Raw genomic sequence first — 17018 nt, forward strand, 5'->3', positions numbered from 1 at the left:
ATGGTCGAGGTCGGCGAGGTGATCGCGGTCGACCAGCCGGTGGTGGAGGTGGAGACGGCCAAGGCCGTGGTGGAGGTGCCCTGCCCGTACGGCGGGGTGGTCACCGCGCGGTACGGCGCGGAGGGCGAGGAGATCGCCGTCGGCGCGCCGCTGGTGACGGTCGCGGTGGCGGCGCCGGCCGAGCCCTCCGGCGGGCCGGCGCCCGCGGCCTCCGCCGAGGTGGAGCGCCCGCTGGTCGGGTACGGGGTCGCGGAGACCGGCAAGGGCGGACGGCGGCGCCGGGTGGGGGCGGCCGCTCCCGCCGCTCCGGTGGCCGCTCCCGTTGCCCCGGTGGCCACTGCCGCCCCGGCGGTGCCCGCCGGTCCGGTCGTGGTGCCGGTGATCTCGCCGCTGGTGCGGCGACTGGCCCGGGAACAGGGGGTCGAGCTGGCCGCGATCACCGGCAGCGGGCCGGACGGGCTGATCATGCGGGCGGACGTCGAACGGGCGGTCGCCGCCAAGGTGGCTGCTCCGGTCGTCGCCCGGCCCGCTGCGTCCGGCGCGTCCGGCGCGTCCGGCGCGTCCGTCGTGCAGGAGGGTGTGGTCCCGCTGCGCGGGCTGCGCAAGGCGGTGGCCGAGAAGCTCAGCCGCAGCCACCGGGAGATCCCGGCCGCGACCTGCTGGGTGGACGCCGATGCCACCGAACTGATGGCGCTGCGGCGGCAGTTGAACGCCACCCCGGGGCCGAAGGTGAGCGTGCTGGCGCTGCTGGCGCGGATCTGCACCGTCGCGCTGGCCCGCTTCCCGGAACTCAACTCCTCGGTGACGGAGGACGGTTCGGGCATCGTCCGGCACTCGGCGGTGCACCTGGGCTTCGCCGCGCAGGGCGAGCGCGGCCTGGTCGTCCCGGTGGTGCGGGACGCGCAGGAGCGCAGTACCGAGCAACTCGGCGAGGAGCTGGGCCGGTTGACCGAGGCGGCGCGCAGCGGTGCGCTCACCCCGGCCGAGCTGACCGGCGGCACCTTCACGTTGAACAACTACGGGGTCTTCGGCGTGGACGGCTCCACCCCGATCCTCAACCACCCCGAGGCGGCGATGCTCGGAGTCGGCCGGATCGTCGCCAAACCCTGGGTCCACGGTGGGGAGTTGGCGGTGCGCGAGGTGACGCAGCTGTCGTTCACCTTCGACCACCGGGTCTGCGACGGCGGCACGGCGGGCGGCTTCCTGCGGTTCGTCGCGGACTGCGTGGAGCAGCCCGGGATGCTGCTGCGGCAGCTCTGAGGGCGGCGCCGCGAGCAGGCTGCAGTTGCCCTGGGTGGACGGGGGGTCACCCAGGGCAGCTGCGATCGAGTGAGAGTAGCGCGTTCCCGGGCCGGGTGTCCGGGCTTCGCGTGATTTGTCGGATGAGCAGTTCGGGCGTGCCACGCTGCCTAGGCGTCAGCAGAGACAAGCCAGGTGGTGGCGCAGGCCGGCCGGAGGCGAAACGATTCTCTTGGGTACTCGAAATGTCGCGGTGAAGTCCCGCAGAACACTTCTGGTCCGCACCGGGCACGGCTCGGCGGGGGTCGCCTCCGTCCCGGGCCTGCCGGAGCTCCCGCCCGAGCAGGCGGCGGTGGCGTCGGAGGCGCCGCCGCGGGAGGCGACCGTACGGCCGCCGATGCCGCTGGACCCGCCGGACCTGCCGCCGGTGGTGGACACCCCCGGGTTCGCAGCCGTCGGCCCGGTCGGCCCGGCGTTCCCGGAGATGTCGGGGATGTCGGAGATCCCGGGGATCCCGGTCATGCCGTCCGAGCCTCCGGTCGTCCCGGCGCCGAGCCACCCTGAGTCGAGCTACCCGGAGGCGGTCTCGGCCACCGGTACCTCGCCCGCCTTCCGTCCGCTGTTCGCCGACGCTCCCGGGCTCAACTGGACCGGACCCGGGGACAGTTGGAGCGACGCCTGGGCAGGGCAGGAGCCCGCCGGGCACCGTCCGGCCGCACCTCCCACCGTCGCGCCCGCCGTCCCCGGCCCGGTCGTCCCCGGGCCGGTCGTCCCCGGCCCGGTCGTCCCCGGGCCGGTCGTCCCCGCCGTCGAGCTGCCGCTCACCGTCCGGGACATCGGGCTGATCCGGGCCAGCCTCGCCCTCGTCGAGCCGGTCGCCGACCGGGCCACCGCGCACTTCTACGCGCTGCTCTTCCTGCAGCACCCCGAGGTCCGCTCGCTCTTCCCCGCCGCCATGGACGTCCAGCGCGACCGGCTGTTCCGCGCCCTGCTGGACGCCGCGCGCGGCGCCGAGGACCCGGTGGCCCTGCGGGCCCGGCTGGGCGGACTCGGCCGCGGCCACCGCCGGTACGGCACGCTGACCGGCCACTACGCCCCGGTGGGTGAGTGCCTGGTGCAGGCGCTGGCCCGCTACGCGGGCGGCCGCTGGGACGCCGACACCGAACTGGCCTGGCGCCGCGCCTACCGGCTGATCTCCTCGATCATGATCGAGGCAGCCGAGGAGGCCGCCCGCACCTCGCCGCCGTGGTGGCAGGGCGAGGTGGTCCGGCACGAGCGCCGCACCCGGGACGTCGCGGTGATCACCGTCCGCCCGGACCAGGCGTACCCGTTCCGCGCCGGCCAGTACACCAGCCTGGAGACGCCCTGGTGGCCGCGGGTCTGGCGGCACTACTCCTTCGCCACCGCCCCGCGCCCGGACGGGCTGCTGACCTTCCACGTCAAGGCCGTCCAGGCGGGCTGGGTGAGCAACGCGCTGGTCCACCGGGCCGCACCCGGGGACGTCCTGCGGCTCGGTCCGGCGTCCGGCTCGATGACCGTCGACCACACCGGCGGCGCGGACCTGCTCTGCCTCGGCGGCGGCACCGGCATCGCGCCGATCCGCGCGCTGGTCGAGGAGGCCGCCGCGCACGGTGCGCCCGGCCGCCGGGTCGAGGTGTTCTACGGCGCCCGCCGCTCCGCCGAGCTGTACGAACTGGACGGGCTGCGCGAGCTGGCCCGAGTCCACCCCTGGCTGACGGTGCACCCGGTGCTGTCCGGTACCGGCCCGGCGGAGGGCGCGCTGACCGGTGAACTGCCCGAGGTGGTCGGCCGGTTCGGTCCGTGGGCGGACCGCGAGGCGGTGCTCAGCGGTCCGCCCGCGATGGTGCGCCGGGGCGTCGGGGTGCTGCTGCGGTCCGGGATGCCGGCCGAGCGGATCCGGCACGATCTGGTCGGCGACCTGGCCGCCGGGTGATCAGCCGAGGTCGGGCGCGAGCAGCGCGCGGATGCCCTCGATGTTGGCCGCCAGGTACGCCCGCAGCCGGGGCGGGACGACGTTGACCGAGGTGACCCCCTCGCGCGTGAACGGCAGCCGGACCACCTCGTACTCGCCGTTCGGTTCCGTCACCTCCGGCCCGTGCCGCCGGCTGAGGTCCATCGAGGCGAGCCGGCAGACGAAGAAGTGCTGCACCTTGACCCCGTGCGGGTGCAGCAGCGTGCCGTCGTCGTGGTGCGTGTGGCTGATGGTGTCGACGAAGGCGGGCACCACGTCCACGACCTTGCCGCCGAGCTCCTCGTCCACCTCGCGGTGCAGCGCCTCGACCACCGTGCGGTCCCCGCGCTCGACGCCGCCGCCGGGCGTGATCCAGTACGGGTGCGGCGAGCCCGGCCGGACCCGCCGGATCAGCACGATCGAGGCCGGGCCGTACGGATCGTCCGGGTCCAGCTCCAGCAGGATCGCCCGCGCGGTGCGCTTCACGACCGGGCGCGGTGGCGGGATTCGTTTCTGGGGGCCCATGGCCACCTCCGGGGCTGGAGCGTTGTGCGGGAGTCTCCCGCGCCGGGAATGCGTCGAAACCCGGGAAATGGACCGAAACGCGGAGCCAGGCGGGTGCGCCCGGCCGGGCAGAACGAGAGGTACTGGCGCCATGCCGCACAGCACAGTCCGGGGCCACCTGGCGATGGACCTCGTGGTCTCGCCCGAGCTCTCCTTCCGCATCCCGGCGGACGTGGCGTACGAGGCGGACGACCCGTACGCCGTCCGGTTCACCTTCCACCTGCCCGGAGACGCGCCGGTCACCTGGTTCTTCGCGCGGGAGTTGCTGCTCGACGGGATCAGCGGCCCGGCGGGCGAGGGCGACGTGCACATCCACCCGGTCGGCGAGGAGCGCTCGGAGGTCCGCGTCGCGCTGCGCTCCCCCGCCGGCGAGGCCGTGCTGCGGACCTCCTCTGCGCCGCTGGTCGCCTTCCTGGCGAGCACCGACCGGCTGGTGCCGATGGGGCAGGAGCCCACCGGGCGGGAGCTGGACGCGAAGCTCGCGGACATCCTCAGGGGGTGTGAGAACGCGGGGTGAGCGGCTCCGGCTCCGACGACGACGAGGGGCCCGTACCCGGGTGGTCGACCGGGTACGAGCCCCTCGCGCGTGCGGGCACGACGGCGGTCAGTCGTCGTCCAGGGCCAGGTGCAGGCCCCAGGCCACCAGGCTGATGATCAGCGAACCGATCAGCGCGGCCCCGAAGCCGGTCACGTGGAAGTCCAGCTCCAGCTTCCCGGACGCCCACGAGGTCAGCATCAGCATCAGGGCGTTGATCACGAAGGTGATCAGACCCAGCGTGAGGATGAACAGCGGGAACGAGAACAGCTTGACCACCGGCTTGATCAGCCAGTTGACGATGCCGAACACGACGGCGACGCCGAGCACCGTGAGCGCCTTGTGCTGCCAGTCGGCGTTGCCCTGGGCGAGCTGTATGCCGCTGACGATCCAGGCGGCGACCCAGATGGCCACCGCGTTGATCAGTGTCTTGATGACGAAACCCTTCATACCGCCCAAGCCTGGCAGGCACCCCCGGCCCGGGGGAACCACCACGCGGCGGGTTGGTGCTGAATGCCCGTGGTCCCTGAGGTGGACGACGGAGAAGGGCGTCGGCGGTGAAGCTGTTCCGGTTGGACGAACCGGACGCCGAGACAGCGCCCAGGGCTAGGGTCGTTCGCATGACCCGCAGCCTCACCGAAGAACTCTGGGCCGCCATCGAGCCGGTCTACGCCGAGATCCTCGCCCACCCCTTCCTGGCCGGCCTCACCGACGGCACCCTGCCGCGCGAGGCCTTCCGTCACTTCGTCGTCCAGGACTCGCACTACCTGCGCGACTACGCCCGCGCCCTCGCCGTCTGTGCCGCCAAGGCGCCCGGCGAGGAGGACGTCCGGGCCTTCGCGGACGACGCGGTCGGCGCGCTGGCCGCCGAGCAGGGCATGCACGCCGAGTTCCTGACCGCCTTCGGCGGCACCGCCGAACAGGCCGCCGCCGAGCCGGTGCTGCCGACCACCCGGGCCTACACCAGCTACCTGCTGGCCACCGTCTACGGCGGCTCCTTCGCGGAGGCGGTCGGCGCGGTGCTGCCCTGCTACTGGATCTACGCCCGGGTCGGCGAGGCGCTGCTCGCCCAGGGCTCCCCCGACCCGCTCTACGCGAAGTGGATCGCGACCTACGGCGACGAGGCGTTCCAGTCGGTGGTCCGCCGGGTGCTGGCGCTCACCGACCGGATCGGCGCGGAGCTCTCCCCGACCGAACGCCGCAAGGTGGTGGAGCACTTCGTGACCACCTCGCGCTACGAGTGGATGTTCTGGGACGCCGCCTGGCGCGGTGAGCGCTGGCCCGTCTGACCTGCCGGTGAGCCGGTTCCGCGGGGCTCCCGGGGGATCTTCCCCGAGGTCGGGGGAGGGTCTCCCCGGGGGTCGGGCTCGGGGTGATCTCGGGGTTCTCTCCGGGCCGTTGGCCCTCGTTCCGGCACTCGGGCGCCCTTACGATCGAGGTACCGAAAGCAAGCGGGATGCGGCACCGGACGGCGGCCGACCCGAGGGGAGAAGAGGAACCGACATGGCTGAGCTCTGGAAGTCGCTGCCCTCCTGGGTGCGCAACATCGTCATCCCGGTGCTGGTCCTGGTGCTGGCCTGGAACATCGTGGCCTTCGTCTTCGGCGTGGTCGGGGCACTGGTGTGGATCGCGATCAAGCTGCTGGTGGTGGTGGGCATCGCGGCCGCCGTGGTGGTCCTGGTGAAGAAGGCCGCCAAGGGCTGACCCCCTCCCCCCGACCGCCGCCCTGAGGCCCGGCTCCCCGTCGCACGGGGAGCCGGGCCTCGGCCGTTGCCGCCCTTCCCGTTCGCCGCCACCGTTGCCGCCGCTCCCGCGGTCCGCGCGCCTTCTCGTCCAGCGGACCGTCTGGACCTGCGGCAATCGGCTCGCTACGGTGTTGGGCGTCATGTGCAGGCAACACCGCCTGCGACGCGGGAGCTCGGAGCACCGGGCTGAGAGGGCGCTGACCGGGACGTCGACGGACGGACCGACGGCTGCGTCGACCGCAGGAACCTGGACCGGGTAATGCCGGCGTAGGGAGTAGAGGTCAGATGACCACGTTCGAAGCACAGCCGCAGTCTGCCCAGAGCGCCCCCAGCAGCGAGCGCACCGGCTACCCGACCCCGGCCTGGAGCAAGGCCTACCGCGAGGGATCCCGCCCCGACCTGCGCGTCCCGTACCGCGAGGTGCGGCTCACCAACGGCAAGTCCGTCCCGCTGTACGACACCTCCGGCCCGTACACCGACCCGGCGTACGAGCCCGACGTGCGGCGCGGCCTGCCGGCCCTGCGCGACCCGTGGATCCGCCAGCGCGGCGACGTCGAGGAGTACGACGGCCGCGAGCCGCGCCCCGAGGACGACGGGATCAAGCACACCGCTCCGCGCGGCGGCAACCTGCGCAACCTGGACGCCGTCTTCCCCGGCCGCCCGCGCCGCCCGCTGCGCGGCCGCGGTGGTGCCGCCGTCACCCAACTCGCCTACGCCAAGCGGGGCGTGGTGACCCCGGAGATGGAGTTCGTGGCGCTGCGCGAGGGCCTGGCGCCCGAGTTCGTGCGCGCCGAGGTGGCTCGCGGCCGGGCCGTCATCCCGGTCAACGTGAACCACCCGGAGGTGGAGCCGGCCATCATCGGCACCAACTTCCTGGTGAAGATCAACGCCAACATCGGCAACTCCGCCGTCACCTCCTCGATCGAGGAGGAGGTGGAGAAGATGACCTGGGCCACCCGCTGGGGCGCCGACACCGTCATGGACCTCTCCACCGGCCGCAACATCCACACCACCCGCGAGTGGATCCTGCGCAACTCCCCCGTGCCGATCGGTACCGTGCCGCTCTACCAGGCCCTGGAGAAGGTCGACGGCAAGGCCGAGGAGCTGAGCTGGGAGGTCTACCGGGACACCGTCATCGAGCAGTGCGAGCAGGGCGTCGACTACATGACCGTCCACGCCGGCGTGCTGCTGCGCTACGTCCCGCTGACCGCGCGCCGCAAGACCGGCATCGTCTCCCGCGGCGGCTCGATCATGGCGGCCTGGTGCCTCGCGCACCACCGGGAGAACTTCCTCTACACCAACTTCGAGGAACTCTGCGACATCCTCGCCGCCTACGACGTCACCTTCTCGCTCGGTGACGGCCTGCGCCCCGGCTCGATCGCGGACGCCAACGACGAGGCGCAGTTCGCTGAGCTGCAGACCCTCGGCGAGCTCGGCCGGATCGCCCGCGAGCGCGACGTCCAGGTGATGATCGAGGGCCCGGGCCACGTCCCGATGCACAAGATCAAGGAGAACATGGATCTCCAGAAGGAGATCTGCGACGAGGCGCCGTTCTACACCCTCGGCCCGCTCACCACCGACGTCGCCCCCGGCTACGACCACATCACCTCGGGCATCGGCGCCGCGATGATCGCCTGGTGGGGCACCGCGATGCTCTGCTACGTCACCCCCAAGGAGCACCTGGGCCTGCCCAACCGGGACGACGTCAAGACCGGCGTGATCACCTACAAGATCGCCGCCCACGCCGCCGACCTCGCCAAGGGCCACCCCGGTGCCCAGGAGTGGGACGACGCCCTCTCCGACGCCCGCTTCGAGTTCCGCTGGGAGGACCAGTTCAACCTGGCCCTCGACCCGGAGACCGCCCGTGACTTCCACGACGAGACCCTCCCCGCCGAACCCGCCAAGACGGCCCACTTCTGCTCCATGTGCGGCCCGAAGTTCTGCTCGATGAAGATCAGCAAAAGCATCAATGAGCAGTTCGGCAACGGCCAGTCCTCGCCGGAGTATGACGAGACCGCTGTCGAGGGCATGAAGGCGATGTCCGAGGAGTTCAAGGCCCAGGGCAACAAGGTCTACCTGCCGATGGCGGACTGACACACCACACCCGAGCGCCGCCCCGAGAGCTTTCGGTTCTCGGGGCGGCGCTGCGCCATGGTCCACCCGTTCACCGCAGGGTGCCGGGGCCGGGCAGGTCGCGCTGGGTGCGCAGAGGTGAGAAGAAGATCGGGACCCAGACGATTGCGAGCCCGGCCGCGCCGACCCAGAGGGCGGTTCGGACGGAGGCGAGTTCGCCCAGTAGGCCGGCCAGGGCCGCTCCGACCGCGAGTGAGCCGGTCAGCAGGACCCGCATGGTGGCGTTCATCCGGCCGAGCAAGTGGTCCGGCGTCACGCTCTGGCGGAAGCTGACCTTGATCACGTTGTCGATCCCGACCTTGCACGTGGTGATCAGCCAGGCCACGCCGGCGAGCCAGAGCGCTGGCCCGCGGTCGGCCAGCGCCAGCAGGACGCCGAACGGCGCGACGGTTAGGCCCATCAGCCACAGCACCCGACCCGCGCCGAGTCGGCGGGCGAGCCGGCGGGCCGACTGCGAACCGATGAACACGCCGACACCACCCGCCGCGAAGAACAGGCCGATGATGCTGTCGGAGAGGCCGAGTTCACGGACGAACAGCACCGGCAACATGGTCTGGCAGAGCTGGATGGACAGGTTGGTGCAGGCGCCGGCGAGCGCGATGGCCCGAAGGGTCGGGTGGCCGAACACGAAGCGCAGACCCTCCCGGATCTCGCCGCTGAGGCGGGTGTCGCGCCGGTGCTGCGGCTGCGGCTCCGGCCGGCGGATGCGCAGCAGGAGGACTGCCGACCATAGGTAACTGGCCGCGTCGACCACGACCGCTGTCGGGGCGGACAGCAGCGCCACCAGGAAGCCGCCCGCGCTCCGCCCGCCGACCAGGGTGAGGGCGTCCACCGTCACCAGGTGTGCGTTGGCCTGGGTGAGCTGGTCCCGACCCACCAGTTCGGGCAGTTGGCTCAGCGTGGCCACGTCGAAGAAGACCGTGGCCGCGCCCGCCAGCAGGACCACCAGGTAGAGCTGTTGGATCGTCAGGCAACCGAGCAGCCAGGCGGCCGGCACCGACCCGAAGAGCGCGGCCCTGACCAGGTCGGCGGCGATCATCGCGGGCCGCCTGCGGATCCGGTCCACCCAGGCTCCGGCCGGCAGGCCGATCAGCAGGAAGGCGAGGGTGCTCAGCATCGCCAGCAGGCCGATCTGTCCGGCCGAGCTGTGCAGGGCCAGGACGGCGGTCAGCGGTATCGCCAAGGAACTCACCGCGGTGCCGAGCTTGCTCACCGTGGCGGCGCCGATGAGCAGGCGAAAGTCCGGGTTTCGGAGGACCGAGGGATGCGGATCGGGCGTGGGAGTGGCCGTGTCCGGCCCGCGGGCGAGATCAGTGCTGGTCATGGAGCGAGGTTCCTGTGGCGCCGCCCGGAGGGCGAGGAATTTAGGCTGTACTGAATCCTGACCCGTCGGCCGCAGGGTCTTCCGCCGCAGAAGGGATGCACCGTGCTGGACCTGGCGTTCTCCGTCCGCGATCTGGCCCGCACGAGGTTCGCCCTGTCGCCGCTGTGGGAGGTGGTGGCCAGTGTCAGGATGCTGAAGCGCCCGGCAGAGCACCCGCTGCACCGCCCGTGGAGCGACGAGGTCGGCCGCCGGTTGGCCGTCTCGGGGTTGGACTGGCGCCTGCTCGCCGATCTGGTCCCGGAACCGCCTGGCGCTATACCGGTCTTCATCGCGCCGCCACCGACAACCTCGGTCGCCGATCTTGGACTTGAGCTTGCCGTTCTGCGCGCGACGCCACCCGAGCAGGTCCGCTCCGGCCTCAGCGGTCCACGCGCGCCGCGTTCCGAGCGGATCGACCGGCTGCGCGGCGAGCCACGCCGCGGTCTCGCCGAACTCGCCGACATCGTGGAGTCGTACTGGGAGATCGCCCTCGCGCCCTACTGGCCCCGGATGCGCTCCCTCCTGGAGGGTGACGTGCTGCACCGGGCCAGACTGCTCGCCGAGCACGGAGCGGACCAATTGCTGGGCGACCTGGCGTCCAGCGTCACCTGGGACGACGACACCCTGTACGTCGGGCACCACTACGCTCGTGGCAGTCGACAACTCGGCGGGCGCGGGCTGCTGCTCGTTCCGTCGGTGTTCGTCTGGCCCAGGGTCTTCTCCGTCATCAGCCCGAACTGGCAACCCACCTTGCGCTATCCGCCGCGCGGTGTGGCCACGCTCTGGGAACGGCGGTCCGCCCTCCCACAGGCCCTGGCAGCGGTGGTCGGCCGGTCCAGGGCCCGCCTGCTGGCAGAACTCGACACACCCACCTCGACGACCGACCTGGCCCGCCGCACCGGGATCACCCCCGGCGGAGTCTCCCAACACCTGACCGCTCTCCGCTCCGCCGGCCTGGTCGACGCACACCGCAGCGGCCGATACGTGCTCTACGTCCGCACCGAGGCGGCGGAAGTCCTGCTGGCTGCTGCGGATGCACAGCGTGACGAGGCTGATGTGCTGGTTCCGGGCTGAAGTCCTCCTCGATGAAGATCTCCCAGAAGATCCGCGACGAGCACGGCGACGGCGCGATGGCCGTCGGCACCGAGTTCGACGCCGAGGCGCTGGCCGGCATGCAGGCCATGTCCGAGGAGTTCAAGGCCCACAGCAACAAGGTCTACCTGCCGATGGCGGACTGAGCGCAGGTGCCGAGGCGCTGCGCTGGGATCCCGGAAGGGGTGTCCGGCGCAGCGCCGCGAACGTTCGGCTGCGCAGGCGGAATCAGGTCGGCGGATTCTCGGGTGTGGCTCAGAGCCCGACGATTTCGCGAACGAGGCCGAGCTTGCGCTCCGGGGAGAGATCCTGGGGACGGCCGGTGAGCAGGCCGTTCAGGACTGTGGGGACGTCGGAGCCGTCGGGAGCTGGACGGCATCAATGACCTGGCAGCGCAAACCGGTAGTGAGCGCCTCTTCCTGCGGATTCGTTAGGTCGTTCATGATCAGGCCAATGATTGGGATCACGGGGCGATGCGTGATTCACCGGCCCGGACGCGGCCAAGAGGAAAAACGGTACTGCTATGGCGCCGGTGGCGACCTGGGCAGCGGACGCGGAGTATGGCCCCGCCACCCGGCCGCAGGCGAACGACACGCCGGGGACGGGCCGGGGTGGGGGGGATCACCCCCGATCGGCGCTGGTGTGTCACTCCGTTGCATCTTTATCAGTCTCTTCCTTTCATGTTGTTGTTGCACGGTGTAGTTGGTTGGTGACCCTTCATCACCTGTCCCGGTCGGCTTCCGCTCCTCGAAAGCCCTCCGGCGCGAGTGCGAGGGCCTGAGGCCTGACCGGAAGCCACCAGCAGCTCTCCGAATGCCCTCTTCGGGTGACGGAGTTCAACGGCGACAAGAAAGGTCCTGTCCTATGGCAGTCGATGCCATGTTGTCCGCTCCACCGGGACGAGGGCGTAGACGCGCTCGACTCGCGGGGGCGTCCGTCCTGCTGTCCGGACTGACGTTGCTCGCGACGGCCGGCCTGGTCGCCAGCCCCGCGCACGCCGCAACGGCACCGGTGGGGCTGGGGACTGACACCAGCTATGCGATCCTGGCCGGCTCAACCGTCACCAACACCGGCCCCAGCGTCATCAACGGCGACCTGGGGCTCTTCCCGGGCACCAGCGTGACGGGCTTCCCCCCTGGAACCGTGAACGGGGTTCAGCACGTCAACGACGCGCAGGCGGCGCAGGCCCAGTCCGACCTCGTCATCGCCTACAACGATGCCGCCGGCCGGGCCCCCACGGCCATCCTGACCTCGCCCGGCGACATCGGAGGGCTGACGCTGACGCCCGGCGTCTACAAGGCGAGTTCGTCGCTGAACCTCACCGGGACCGTCACCCTCGACGCGATGGGCGACCCGAACGCCGTCTTCATCTTCCAGATCGGCTCCACCCTCATCACGGCTCCGTCGAGCGTCGTCAGCCTGGTCAACGGAGCACAGCCCTGCAATGTGTTCTGGCAGGTCGGTAGCTCCGCCACCATCGACGTCGACTCCTTCTTCAAGGGCAACATCCTGGCCCTCACGTCCATCAGCGTGAACCACGCCTCGGTGATCGAAGGCCGCGCCCTGGCGCGCAACGGCGCCGTCACTCTGGACGACAACACCATCACGAGGGCGGCCTGCACCGTCGGCCCCCCCGGTCCGAGTGGCCCCCCCGGTCCGAGTGGGCCCCCCGGTCCGAGTGGGCCCGCCGGCCCCCCGGGTGCACCTGGACCTAACGGTGCTCCGGGCGTGGCGGGCTCCCCGGGCGCTCCGGGTGCTCCTGGCCCCAATGGCGCTCCCGGTGCCAACGGTTCGCCCGGTGCTCCGGGTGCTCCTGGCCCCAACGGTGCTCCCGGTGCCCCCGGTGCTCCGGGTGCTCCCGGCCCCAACGGTGCTCCCGGTGCCAACGGTTCGCCCGGTGCTCCGGGTGCTCCTGGCCCCAACGGCGCTCCCGGCGCTCCTGGCCCCAACGGCGCTCCCGGTGCCAACGGTTCGCCCGGTGCTCCTGGCCCCAACGGTGCTCCCGGCGCTCCCGGCGCTCCCGGCCCCAATGGCGCTCCCGGTGCCAACGGTTCGCCGGGCGCCAACGGTTCGCCCGGCGCCAATGGATCGCCGGGCGCCAACGGTTCGCCCGGCGCCAATGGATCGCCCGGCGCTAACGGTTCGCCCGGCGCCAATGGATCGCCCGGCGCTAACGGTTCGCCCGGCCCTGCCGGGCCTCCTGGTCCGGCCGGCCCAGCAGGGCCTGCCGGTCCGGCTGGTCCTGCCGGACCGCCCCAGGCTCCGGGTGATCACGGCGGTCAGGGTCACGGCGGCCATGAACAAGGTGATCACGGCAACGTTCCGGCCGACCACGGCAACGGCAAGGGCGGTCACGAACAGGGTGTGCCGGCCGTGCGTCCGCACGAGTCGGGGCAAGCACTCGCTGCCACCGGCTCCGGCATGTCGATCGTCATGGCGGTCGGCTCGGCGGCCGCCGTCGTGCTGGGAGGCTCGATCCTCATCCTCGTGAGGCGCAGCGGACGGCTCGCAGCTCGCCGTCGGCACTAGCCCTCGCCGTGATGGGTGGCGAGCGTCCGGAGCGGGTCCACTTCCCGCCGACGGGCTGACGCATTGACTGACGGGTGCTGCTACCCGAGGCCTACGACCTTCGGGAGCAGCACCCAACGGCTTTCCGTGCCGAGCCTGATCGGCCCACTGCCGTATTCACTCGGCGAGGACGCCCTTGCGAGGGTCCGGCGTTTCTCAGAGGCGCAAGGAGAACCTGGTGAACGCCGCCCTTCGCGAGAAGCGGTCTTGCCAGTGGTGTCTTCGCCAATGTTCTGCTCGATGAAGATCTCCCAGAAGATCCGCTACGAGCACGGCGACGGTGCGCCGGCCTGGGCCTCCGACTACGCCCCCGGCCGGCGACGCGGCTCGGCCCGCGCGGGGCCGGGCCGCGCCCCCGGTGTGGCGTCGGCGAGCTGATCACCCGACGGGCACTCAACTCCCGTCTCTGTCACCCTGGTTGTCCCGTTGAGCGGGAACCCACGGCATTGTGGTGTCCCGCTGCGCGTCGGGGCGACGGCGGGGCGGAACGTCGAACCGGGCACGCAGTGCGGCGGCTTCGGCCAGTGCCTTCCGGGATGGCGGGCGCGGTGTGCCCCGGCGGCAGGGCGGGGCGTCGGTGGGCGCCGGCGCGGGGTGCCGCTCCAGGACGGTGACGGCGCTGTCGTGCTCGACGACCGTGAGCCCGGCACCGGAGGGGGCGAGCGGGTAGCGGACGATGACGGCTCCGGCGGGTGTGGCGATGGACACGTGGGGCCGGTCGAGCCACTGGCGGACCTCCACCGGAGCGCCGACCAGGTGGTCCGGCACGGCGTAGAAGTTGCCCCGGAAGGGCACCAGCCCGTGGTCGGTGACGGTGCGGAGGGCGCGGACCCGGGCCGGGTAGGGCGCGGCCGGAAGCCCCCGGAGGGCGTCGTCCGTGCGCGGGTCGCCGACCGCGGGGTGGGCACCGCCCGTGCTCCTGCCCCGGGCTTCCAGGCGCGCGGCCAGCCGGTTCAGGTCGTGCCGGGCCTCCTGGAGGGTGGTGTCGTTCGTCAGCGTGCGGGACCAGGAGCGGAGGGCCTCGTCCAGGGCCCGGCGCGTGGAGGAGCGGAGGTCGGTGGGCAGGCGACACTCGACGCGCACGCCGTAGTGTCGGGCCACGTCCCCGAACGCCGACGCCACCCGGTCGGTCTTCGCGCACCAGACGGTCGGGGTCCGGCCGAACCGCCAGCATCCGGGGGTGCCACCGAGGCGCCTCAGCACGAGGTCGACGGCTTCCACGAGGTGGGGCAGCTCCTGCTCCTCCGCCAGCGCGACCGCCCAGCGACCGATGGCGCGGCCGGCGCCGCTGCCGGGGCCGGCGAGCGAGCCCACGAGCAGGCGCGCCCGGGAGCCGTAGCCCCAGCTCGTCGGGGGTTCGGGGAGCCGCAGCCAGTCGAACTCCACGGCCACCGCGCTCCGGTCCGTAGCGGGTCGGCTGGGCAGGTCCGTGGTCGTCTCCTCGCACTGTCGGCAGCGAGGCCGGGCCCGGTGCCTGCGCAGGGCCCTGGTGAAGGTCGAGTAGCCACCCTCGTAGCCGAGGTCGACGACCTCGTCGAAGAGGGCGGTCGCCGCGAGGTGGGGGTCGTCCTCGAGCCGCTGGCGGCAGTACGGCAGGAACCGGAGGAAACCGTCCTGGGGAGAAATTCTGAGGCCCGGAGTCCGCTCACCGCGCAGGTAGGACCTCACCGTTTTTCGATCACGGCCGAGGTGTCGGGAGATCCTGATTATCGACCATCCTTGACGATCAAGAACAACGGCTTCCCGATATTCCCGCCAGCTGAGCAAGAAACCTCCCAGAGTCGAAGTCGGGCCGTCGAAGACGACGCATATGTCGATGGCAAGGGGGAAACATAGCATCGCGGAGGATGGTGAAACGTTTCTCTTGCGATTCTTTTACGTGGGGATTTTTATCGAGCGGCGGTGGCGGTGAGCATAGAATTACTTTCCCGGCCGCGTGGGCGGGCGCGGCCATGGCGGGCGAATATTGACCCCGATCGGCCATTTCCTGGGTAATTTTGCAGAGCATCTCCGATATCGAATATGGAAGGACGCCCGAATGTCGTAAAACCGGTCCCGCCACTTCTCGTTGATGAATCCGTGATCTCACCATGTCTGCCCGACGCCTCGCCGTCCCCCGGCCGGGAGCCGGTCGTCCCGCTCGGAGCGTGGCTCTTCGTCCCCGATCGCCGGAACGCCGTGGGCGACGTGTCCACCGGCTACCTCTCGCGCAACGGCGAGCGTGTCGTCCTCGCGCACACCTCGCGTCCGTTGGCCGACCTCGTGCGCCGGATCCGTCAGGTGGAGAGCGACTTCGCCACGCGGATCGGTGCCCTGCTCTTCCAGGACGTGTCATGACGCCGCCGGTCGTCCGGAGGGCTGCGGCTCGGTCCCGGACCCAGACCGAGCCGCAGGCCGGCCACCGCGGAGGGAGCAACCCGTGTACGACCGTGTGACCGACCTCCTCGGCGGGTACGGGGACCCCGGCTACGGCGAGGCGTGGCCCGGCCCCGGTGACGGCATCCGCGAGGCGGTCCGCCCGGCGGGCGACTGGTACGACGACGGTTTTTCCCATGACCCCGGCGTCGCGTACAGCGACGCGCAGGCGTTCAGCGCCCTCGTGGCCTCGGCCGGGGGCTGGGGGAACGAGACACCGTTCGTCCCGCCACCGCGGGTGCCGGTCGAACCGCCCGGCGCGACCGGGTCCGGCCGGCCGACCGGCCCGGCGACCTCCCGGCACCGCCGACGGTCACCCTTCCCCCGTCCGTCCTGGCCGCACGTGATCAGCTCCGTGTTCGGCGCGCTGACGGCGGTGACGGTCGTCGTGGCCTGGGCGGTGGGTTGGGTGTTCTCCTACGGCCCCTTGCAGGAGCTGGCGTTCTCACGCGTGCCGTGCGGCCTCTCGCCGCTGTGGCCGGTGGTCGTCTACGGACCGTGGCTCGCGGGTTGCCTGTCGGTGCTGCGAGCCGTCCAGCACGGACGTCAGCCGTTCCACTCCTGGGTCGTGGTCGTGCTCTTCTCCGGCCTCGCGGCCGCGCTGTGCATCGCCGACGTCCCGTGGACGCCGTCCGCCGTCGTCGTCGCCGGACTGCCTCCACTCACCGGTGTCATCGCGCTCCACCAACTGGTGCGTCAGCTGACCCCCGCCCGCGGGGCGGGCCAACGGCCCGACCGTCGGGCCGGGCGCGGGACGCGCCGGTGAACGGCGGCGACCGGTGGCAGGTCGGTGCCGGGGACCGGGGCCGGGGCCGACCGTCCGCCGGGGTCCCGCCGCCGTGTCCGACGTCTCCGACGCGTCCGGGACGGCGGCCCGGGGGCGCCGTCCCGGTCCACCCCCGTGGGGCCGGGACAGCGCCCCCGGATGCGGGGGTGGGCGGTCAGCTCGCGGCGTCCTCGGGGTACCAGCGGAGTTCGACGGTGTTGCCGTCGGGGTCGCGGACGTAGACGGAGGTGGCGGTGCCGCGGGCGCCGTAGCGGGGGACGGGGCCTTCGAGGACGGTGAAGGTGCCGGAGTCGATGACCTCCTGCCAGTCGAGGGGTTCGACGGTGAGGCAGATGTGGTCGACGTTGGACTCCTGCCGGGGGCGGCTGGTCAGGTCGATGATGGTGTCGGCGGTGACGCGGACGGAGGGGAAGGACACCTTGCCGGCGCGCCATTCGTCGACCCGGACGGGCTCCAGGCCGAGCAGGCCGGAGTAGAAGGCCAGCGAGCGCTCGACGTCGGAGACGTTGAGGACGAGGTGGTCGAAGGCTACGACGCGCATGGTGATCGGCTCCGCTTCCGGGTGGGACCGCTGGGGACGGGTTCCACGATCCTCCGGACGGCGC

17 protein-coding genes are annotated in these 17018 nt (G+C 71.9%); 12 read left to right on the plus strand and 5 right to left on the minus strand.

The annotated features are described in order from the left end of the window. Both ACZ3TI_RS25245 and ACZ3TI_RS25250 read left to right on the plus strand, forming a co-directional pair. Positions 1–1260: dihydrolipoamide acetyltransferase family protein (locus tag ACZ3TI_RS25245; RefSeq protein WP_465729849.1), on the plus strand; the 1260-nt coding region annotated here is incomplete at its 5' end. A gap of 232 nt (positions 1261–1492) precedes the next feature. After that, complete coding sequence (locus tag ACZ3TI_RS25250) at positions 1493–3193, plus strand: globin domain-containing protein (protein WP_465729851.1); 1701 nt, start codon at positions 1493–1495, stop codon at positions 3191–3193. Here ACZ3TI_RS25250 and ACZ3TI_RS25255 read toward each other — a convergent pair whose 3' ends face one another. Further along, positions 3194–3736, minus strand: a complete 543-nt coding sequence (locus ACZ3TI_RS25255) for an NUDIX domain-containing protein (protein ID WP_465729853.1) — start codon at positions 3734–3736, stop codon at positions 3194–3196. 163 nt (positions 3737–3899) lie between these two features. Between ACZ3TI_RS25255 and ACZ3TI_RS25260 the strand changes: the two genes are divergently transcribed. Continuing rightward, a complete protein-coding gene (locus ACZ3TI_RS25260) occupies positions 3900–4292 on the plus strand; it encodes an SsgA family sporulation/cell division regulator (protein ID WP_465730197.1) in 393 nt (130 codons plus the stop codon). Positions 4293–4379: 87 nt separating this feature from the next. Here the strand turns inward: ACZ3TI_RS25260 and ACZ3TI_RS25265 are convergent, their stop codons facing one another. After that, complete coding sequence (locus tag ACZ3TI_RS25265) at positions 4380–4760, minus strand: phage holin family protein (RefSeq protein WP_465729855.1); 381 nt, start codon at positions 4758–4760, stop codon at positions 4380–4382. 170 nt (positions 4761–4930) lie between these two features. On the opposite strand from ACZ3TI_RS25265, the gene tenA reads away from it, so the two are divergent. From tenA to thiC, 3 genes are all read left to right on the plus strand, one after another. After that, positions 4931–5599 (plus strand): thiaminase II, encoded by a 669-nt coding sequence (tenA, locus tag ACZ3TI_RS25270; RefSeq protein ID WP_465729857.1) that lies wholly within the window; start codon positions 4931–4933, stop codon positions 5597–5599. Between the two features lie 214 nt (positions 5600–5813). Then, on the plus strand, positions 5814–6014 hold the full coding sequence (locus ACZ3TI_RS25275; RefSeq protein WP_465729859.1) for a DUF5326 family protein: 201 nt from the start codon (positions 5814–5816) through the stop codon (positions 6012–6014). Between the two features lie 326 nt (positions 6015–6340). Then, entirely contained in the window at positions 6341–8149 is a 1809-nt protein-coding gene (gene thiC / locus ACZ3TI_RS25280) for a phosphomethylpyrimidine synthase ThiC (RefSeq protein WP_465729861.1), read from the plus strand. Positions 8150–8219: 70 nt separating this feature from the next. Here the strand turns inward: thiC and ACZ3TI_RS25285 are convergent, their stop codons facing one another. Next, entirely contained in the window at positions 8220–9512 is a 1293-nt protein-coding gene (locus ACZ3TI_RS25285) for an MFS transporter (RefSeq protein WP_465729863.1), read from the minus strand. A 102-nt stretch (positions 9513–9614) separates the two neighbouring features. On the opposite strand from ACZ3TI_RS25285, the gene ACZ3TI_RS25290 reads away from it, so the two are divergent. From ACZ3TI_RS25290 to ACZ3TI_RS25305, 4 genes are all read left to right on the plus strand, one after another. Next, positions 9615–10625 carry an ArsR/SmtB family transcription factor gene (locus ACZ3TI_RS25290; protein ID WP_465729865.1) on the plus strand — a complete coding sequence of 337 codons (1011 nt, stop codon included), beginning with the start codon at positions 9615–9617 and terminating at the stop codon, positions 10623–10625. An 11-nt stretch (positions 10626–10636) separates the two neighbouring features. Beyond that, positions 10637–10789, plus strand: a complete 153-nt coding sequence (locus tag ACZ3TI_RS25295; RefSeq protein ID WP_465729867.1) for a thiamine biosynthesis protein ThiC — start codon at positions 10637–10639, stop codon at positions 10787–10789. 733 nt (positions 10790–11522) lie between these two features. After that, positions 11523–13172, plus strand: a complete 1650-nt coding sequence (locus ACZ3TI_RS25300; protein WP_465730199.1) for an ice-binding family protein — start codon at positions 11523–11525, stop codon at positions 13170–13172. A 279-nt stretch (positions 13173–13451) separates the two neighbouring features. After that, positions 13452–13589, plus strand: a complete 138-nt coding sequence (locus ACZ3TI_RS25305) for a hypothetical protein (RefSeq protein WP_465729869.1) — start codon at positions 13452–13454, stop codon at positions 13587–13589. A gap of 15 nt (positions 13590–13604) precedes the next feature. On the opposite strand, the gene ACZ3TI_RS25310 is transcribed toward ACZ3TI_RS25305, so the two are convergent. Further along, on the minus strand, positions 13605–15050 hold the full coding sequence (locus ACZ3TI_RS25310) for a Mu transposase domain-containing protein (RefSeq protein ID WP_465729871.1): 1446 nt from the start codon (positions 15048–15050) through the stop codon (positions 13605–13607). Between the two features lie 240 nt (positions 15051–15290). Between ACZ3TI_RS25310 and ACZ3TI_RS25315 the strand changes: the two genes are divergently transcribed. Both ACZ3TI_RS25315 and ACZ3TI_RS25320 read left to right on the plus strand, forming a co-directional pair. Then, positions 15291–15548 (plus strand): hypothetical protein, encoded by a 258-nt coding sequence (locus ACZ3TI_RS25315; RefSeq protein WP_465729873.1) that lies wholly within the window; start codon positions 15291–15293, stop codon positions 15546–15548. A gap of 82 nt (positions 15549–15630) precedes the next feature. After that, complete coding sequence (locus ACZ3TI_RS25320; RefSeq protein ID WP_465729875.1) at positions 15631–16392, plus strand: DUF2637 domain-containing protein; 762 nt, start codon at positions 15631–15633, stop codon at positions 16390–16392. A 175-nt stretch (positions 16393–16567) separates the two neighbouring features. Here ACZ3TI_RS25320 and ACZ3TI_RS25325 read toward each other — a convergent pair whose 3' ends face one another. After that, the gene (locus ACZ3TI_RS25325) at positions 16568–16954 is read right to left on the minus strand and encodes a VOC family protein (RefSeq protein WP_465729877.1); all 387 of its coding nucleotides are present in this window, start codon (positions 16952–16954) and stop codon (positions 16568–16570) included. Positions 16955–17018 lie beyond the last annotated feature (64 nt).

Source organism: Kitasatospora sp. NPDC023120 (assembly GCF_055560835.1).

What these genes read in the sequence shown, in the direction of transcription:
- ACZ3TI_RS25255 (WP_465729853.1), bottom strand. Translation starts at nt 3,736, where the DNA reads ATGGGCCCCCAGAAACGAATCCCGCCACCGCGCCCGGTCGTGAAGCGC.
- ACZ3TI_RS25260 (WP_465730197.1), top strand. Translation starts at nt 3,900, where the DNA reads ATGGACCTCGTGGTCTCGCCCGAGCTCTCCTTCCGCATCCCGGCGGAC.
- ACZ3TI_RS25265 (WP_465729855.1), bottom strand. Translation starts at nt 4,760, where the DNA reads ATGAAGGGTTTCGTCATCAAGACACTGATCAACGCGGTGGCCATCTGG.
- tenA (WP_465729857.1), top strand. Translation starts at nt 4,931, where the DNA reads ATGACCCGCAGCCTCACCGAAGAACTCTGGGCCGCCATCGAGCCGGTC.
- ACZ3TI_RS25275 (WP_465729859.1), top strand. Translation starts at nt 5,814, where the DNA reads ATGGCTGAGCTCTGGAAGTCGCTGCCCTCCTGGGTGCGCAACATCGTC.
- thiC (WP_465729861.1), top strand. Translation starts at nt 6,341, where the DNA reads ATGACCACGTTCGAAGCACAGCCGCAGTCTGCCCAGAGCGCCCCCAGC.
- ACZ3TI_RS25285 (WP_465729863.1), bottom strand. Translation starts at nt 9,512, where the DNA reads ATGACCAGCACTGATCTCGCCCGCGGGCCGGACACGGCCACTCCCACG.
- ACZ3TI_RS25295 (WP_465729867.1), top strand. Translation starts at nt 10,637, where the DNA reads ATGAAGATCTCCCAGAAGATCCGCGACGAGCACGGCGACGGCGCGATG.
- ACZ3TI_RS25300 (WP_465730199.1), top strand. Translation starts at nt 11,523, where the DNA reads ATGTTGTCCGCTCCACCGGGACGAGGGCGTAGACGCGCTCGACTCGCG.
- ACZ3TI_RS25305 (WP_465729869.1), top strand. Translation starts at nt 13,452, where the DNA reads ATGAAGATCTCCCAGAAGATCCGCTACGAGCACGGCGACGGTGCGCCG.
- ACZ3TI_RS25310 (WP_465729871.1), bottom strand. Translation starts at nt 15,050, where the DNA reads ATGCTATGTTTCCCCCTTGCCATCGACATATGCGTCGTCTTCGACGGC.
- ACZ3TI_RS25325 (WP_465729877.1), bottom strand. Translation starts at nt 16,954, where the DNA reads ATGCGCGTCGTAGCCTTCGACCACCTCGTCCTCAACGTCTCCGACGTC.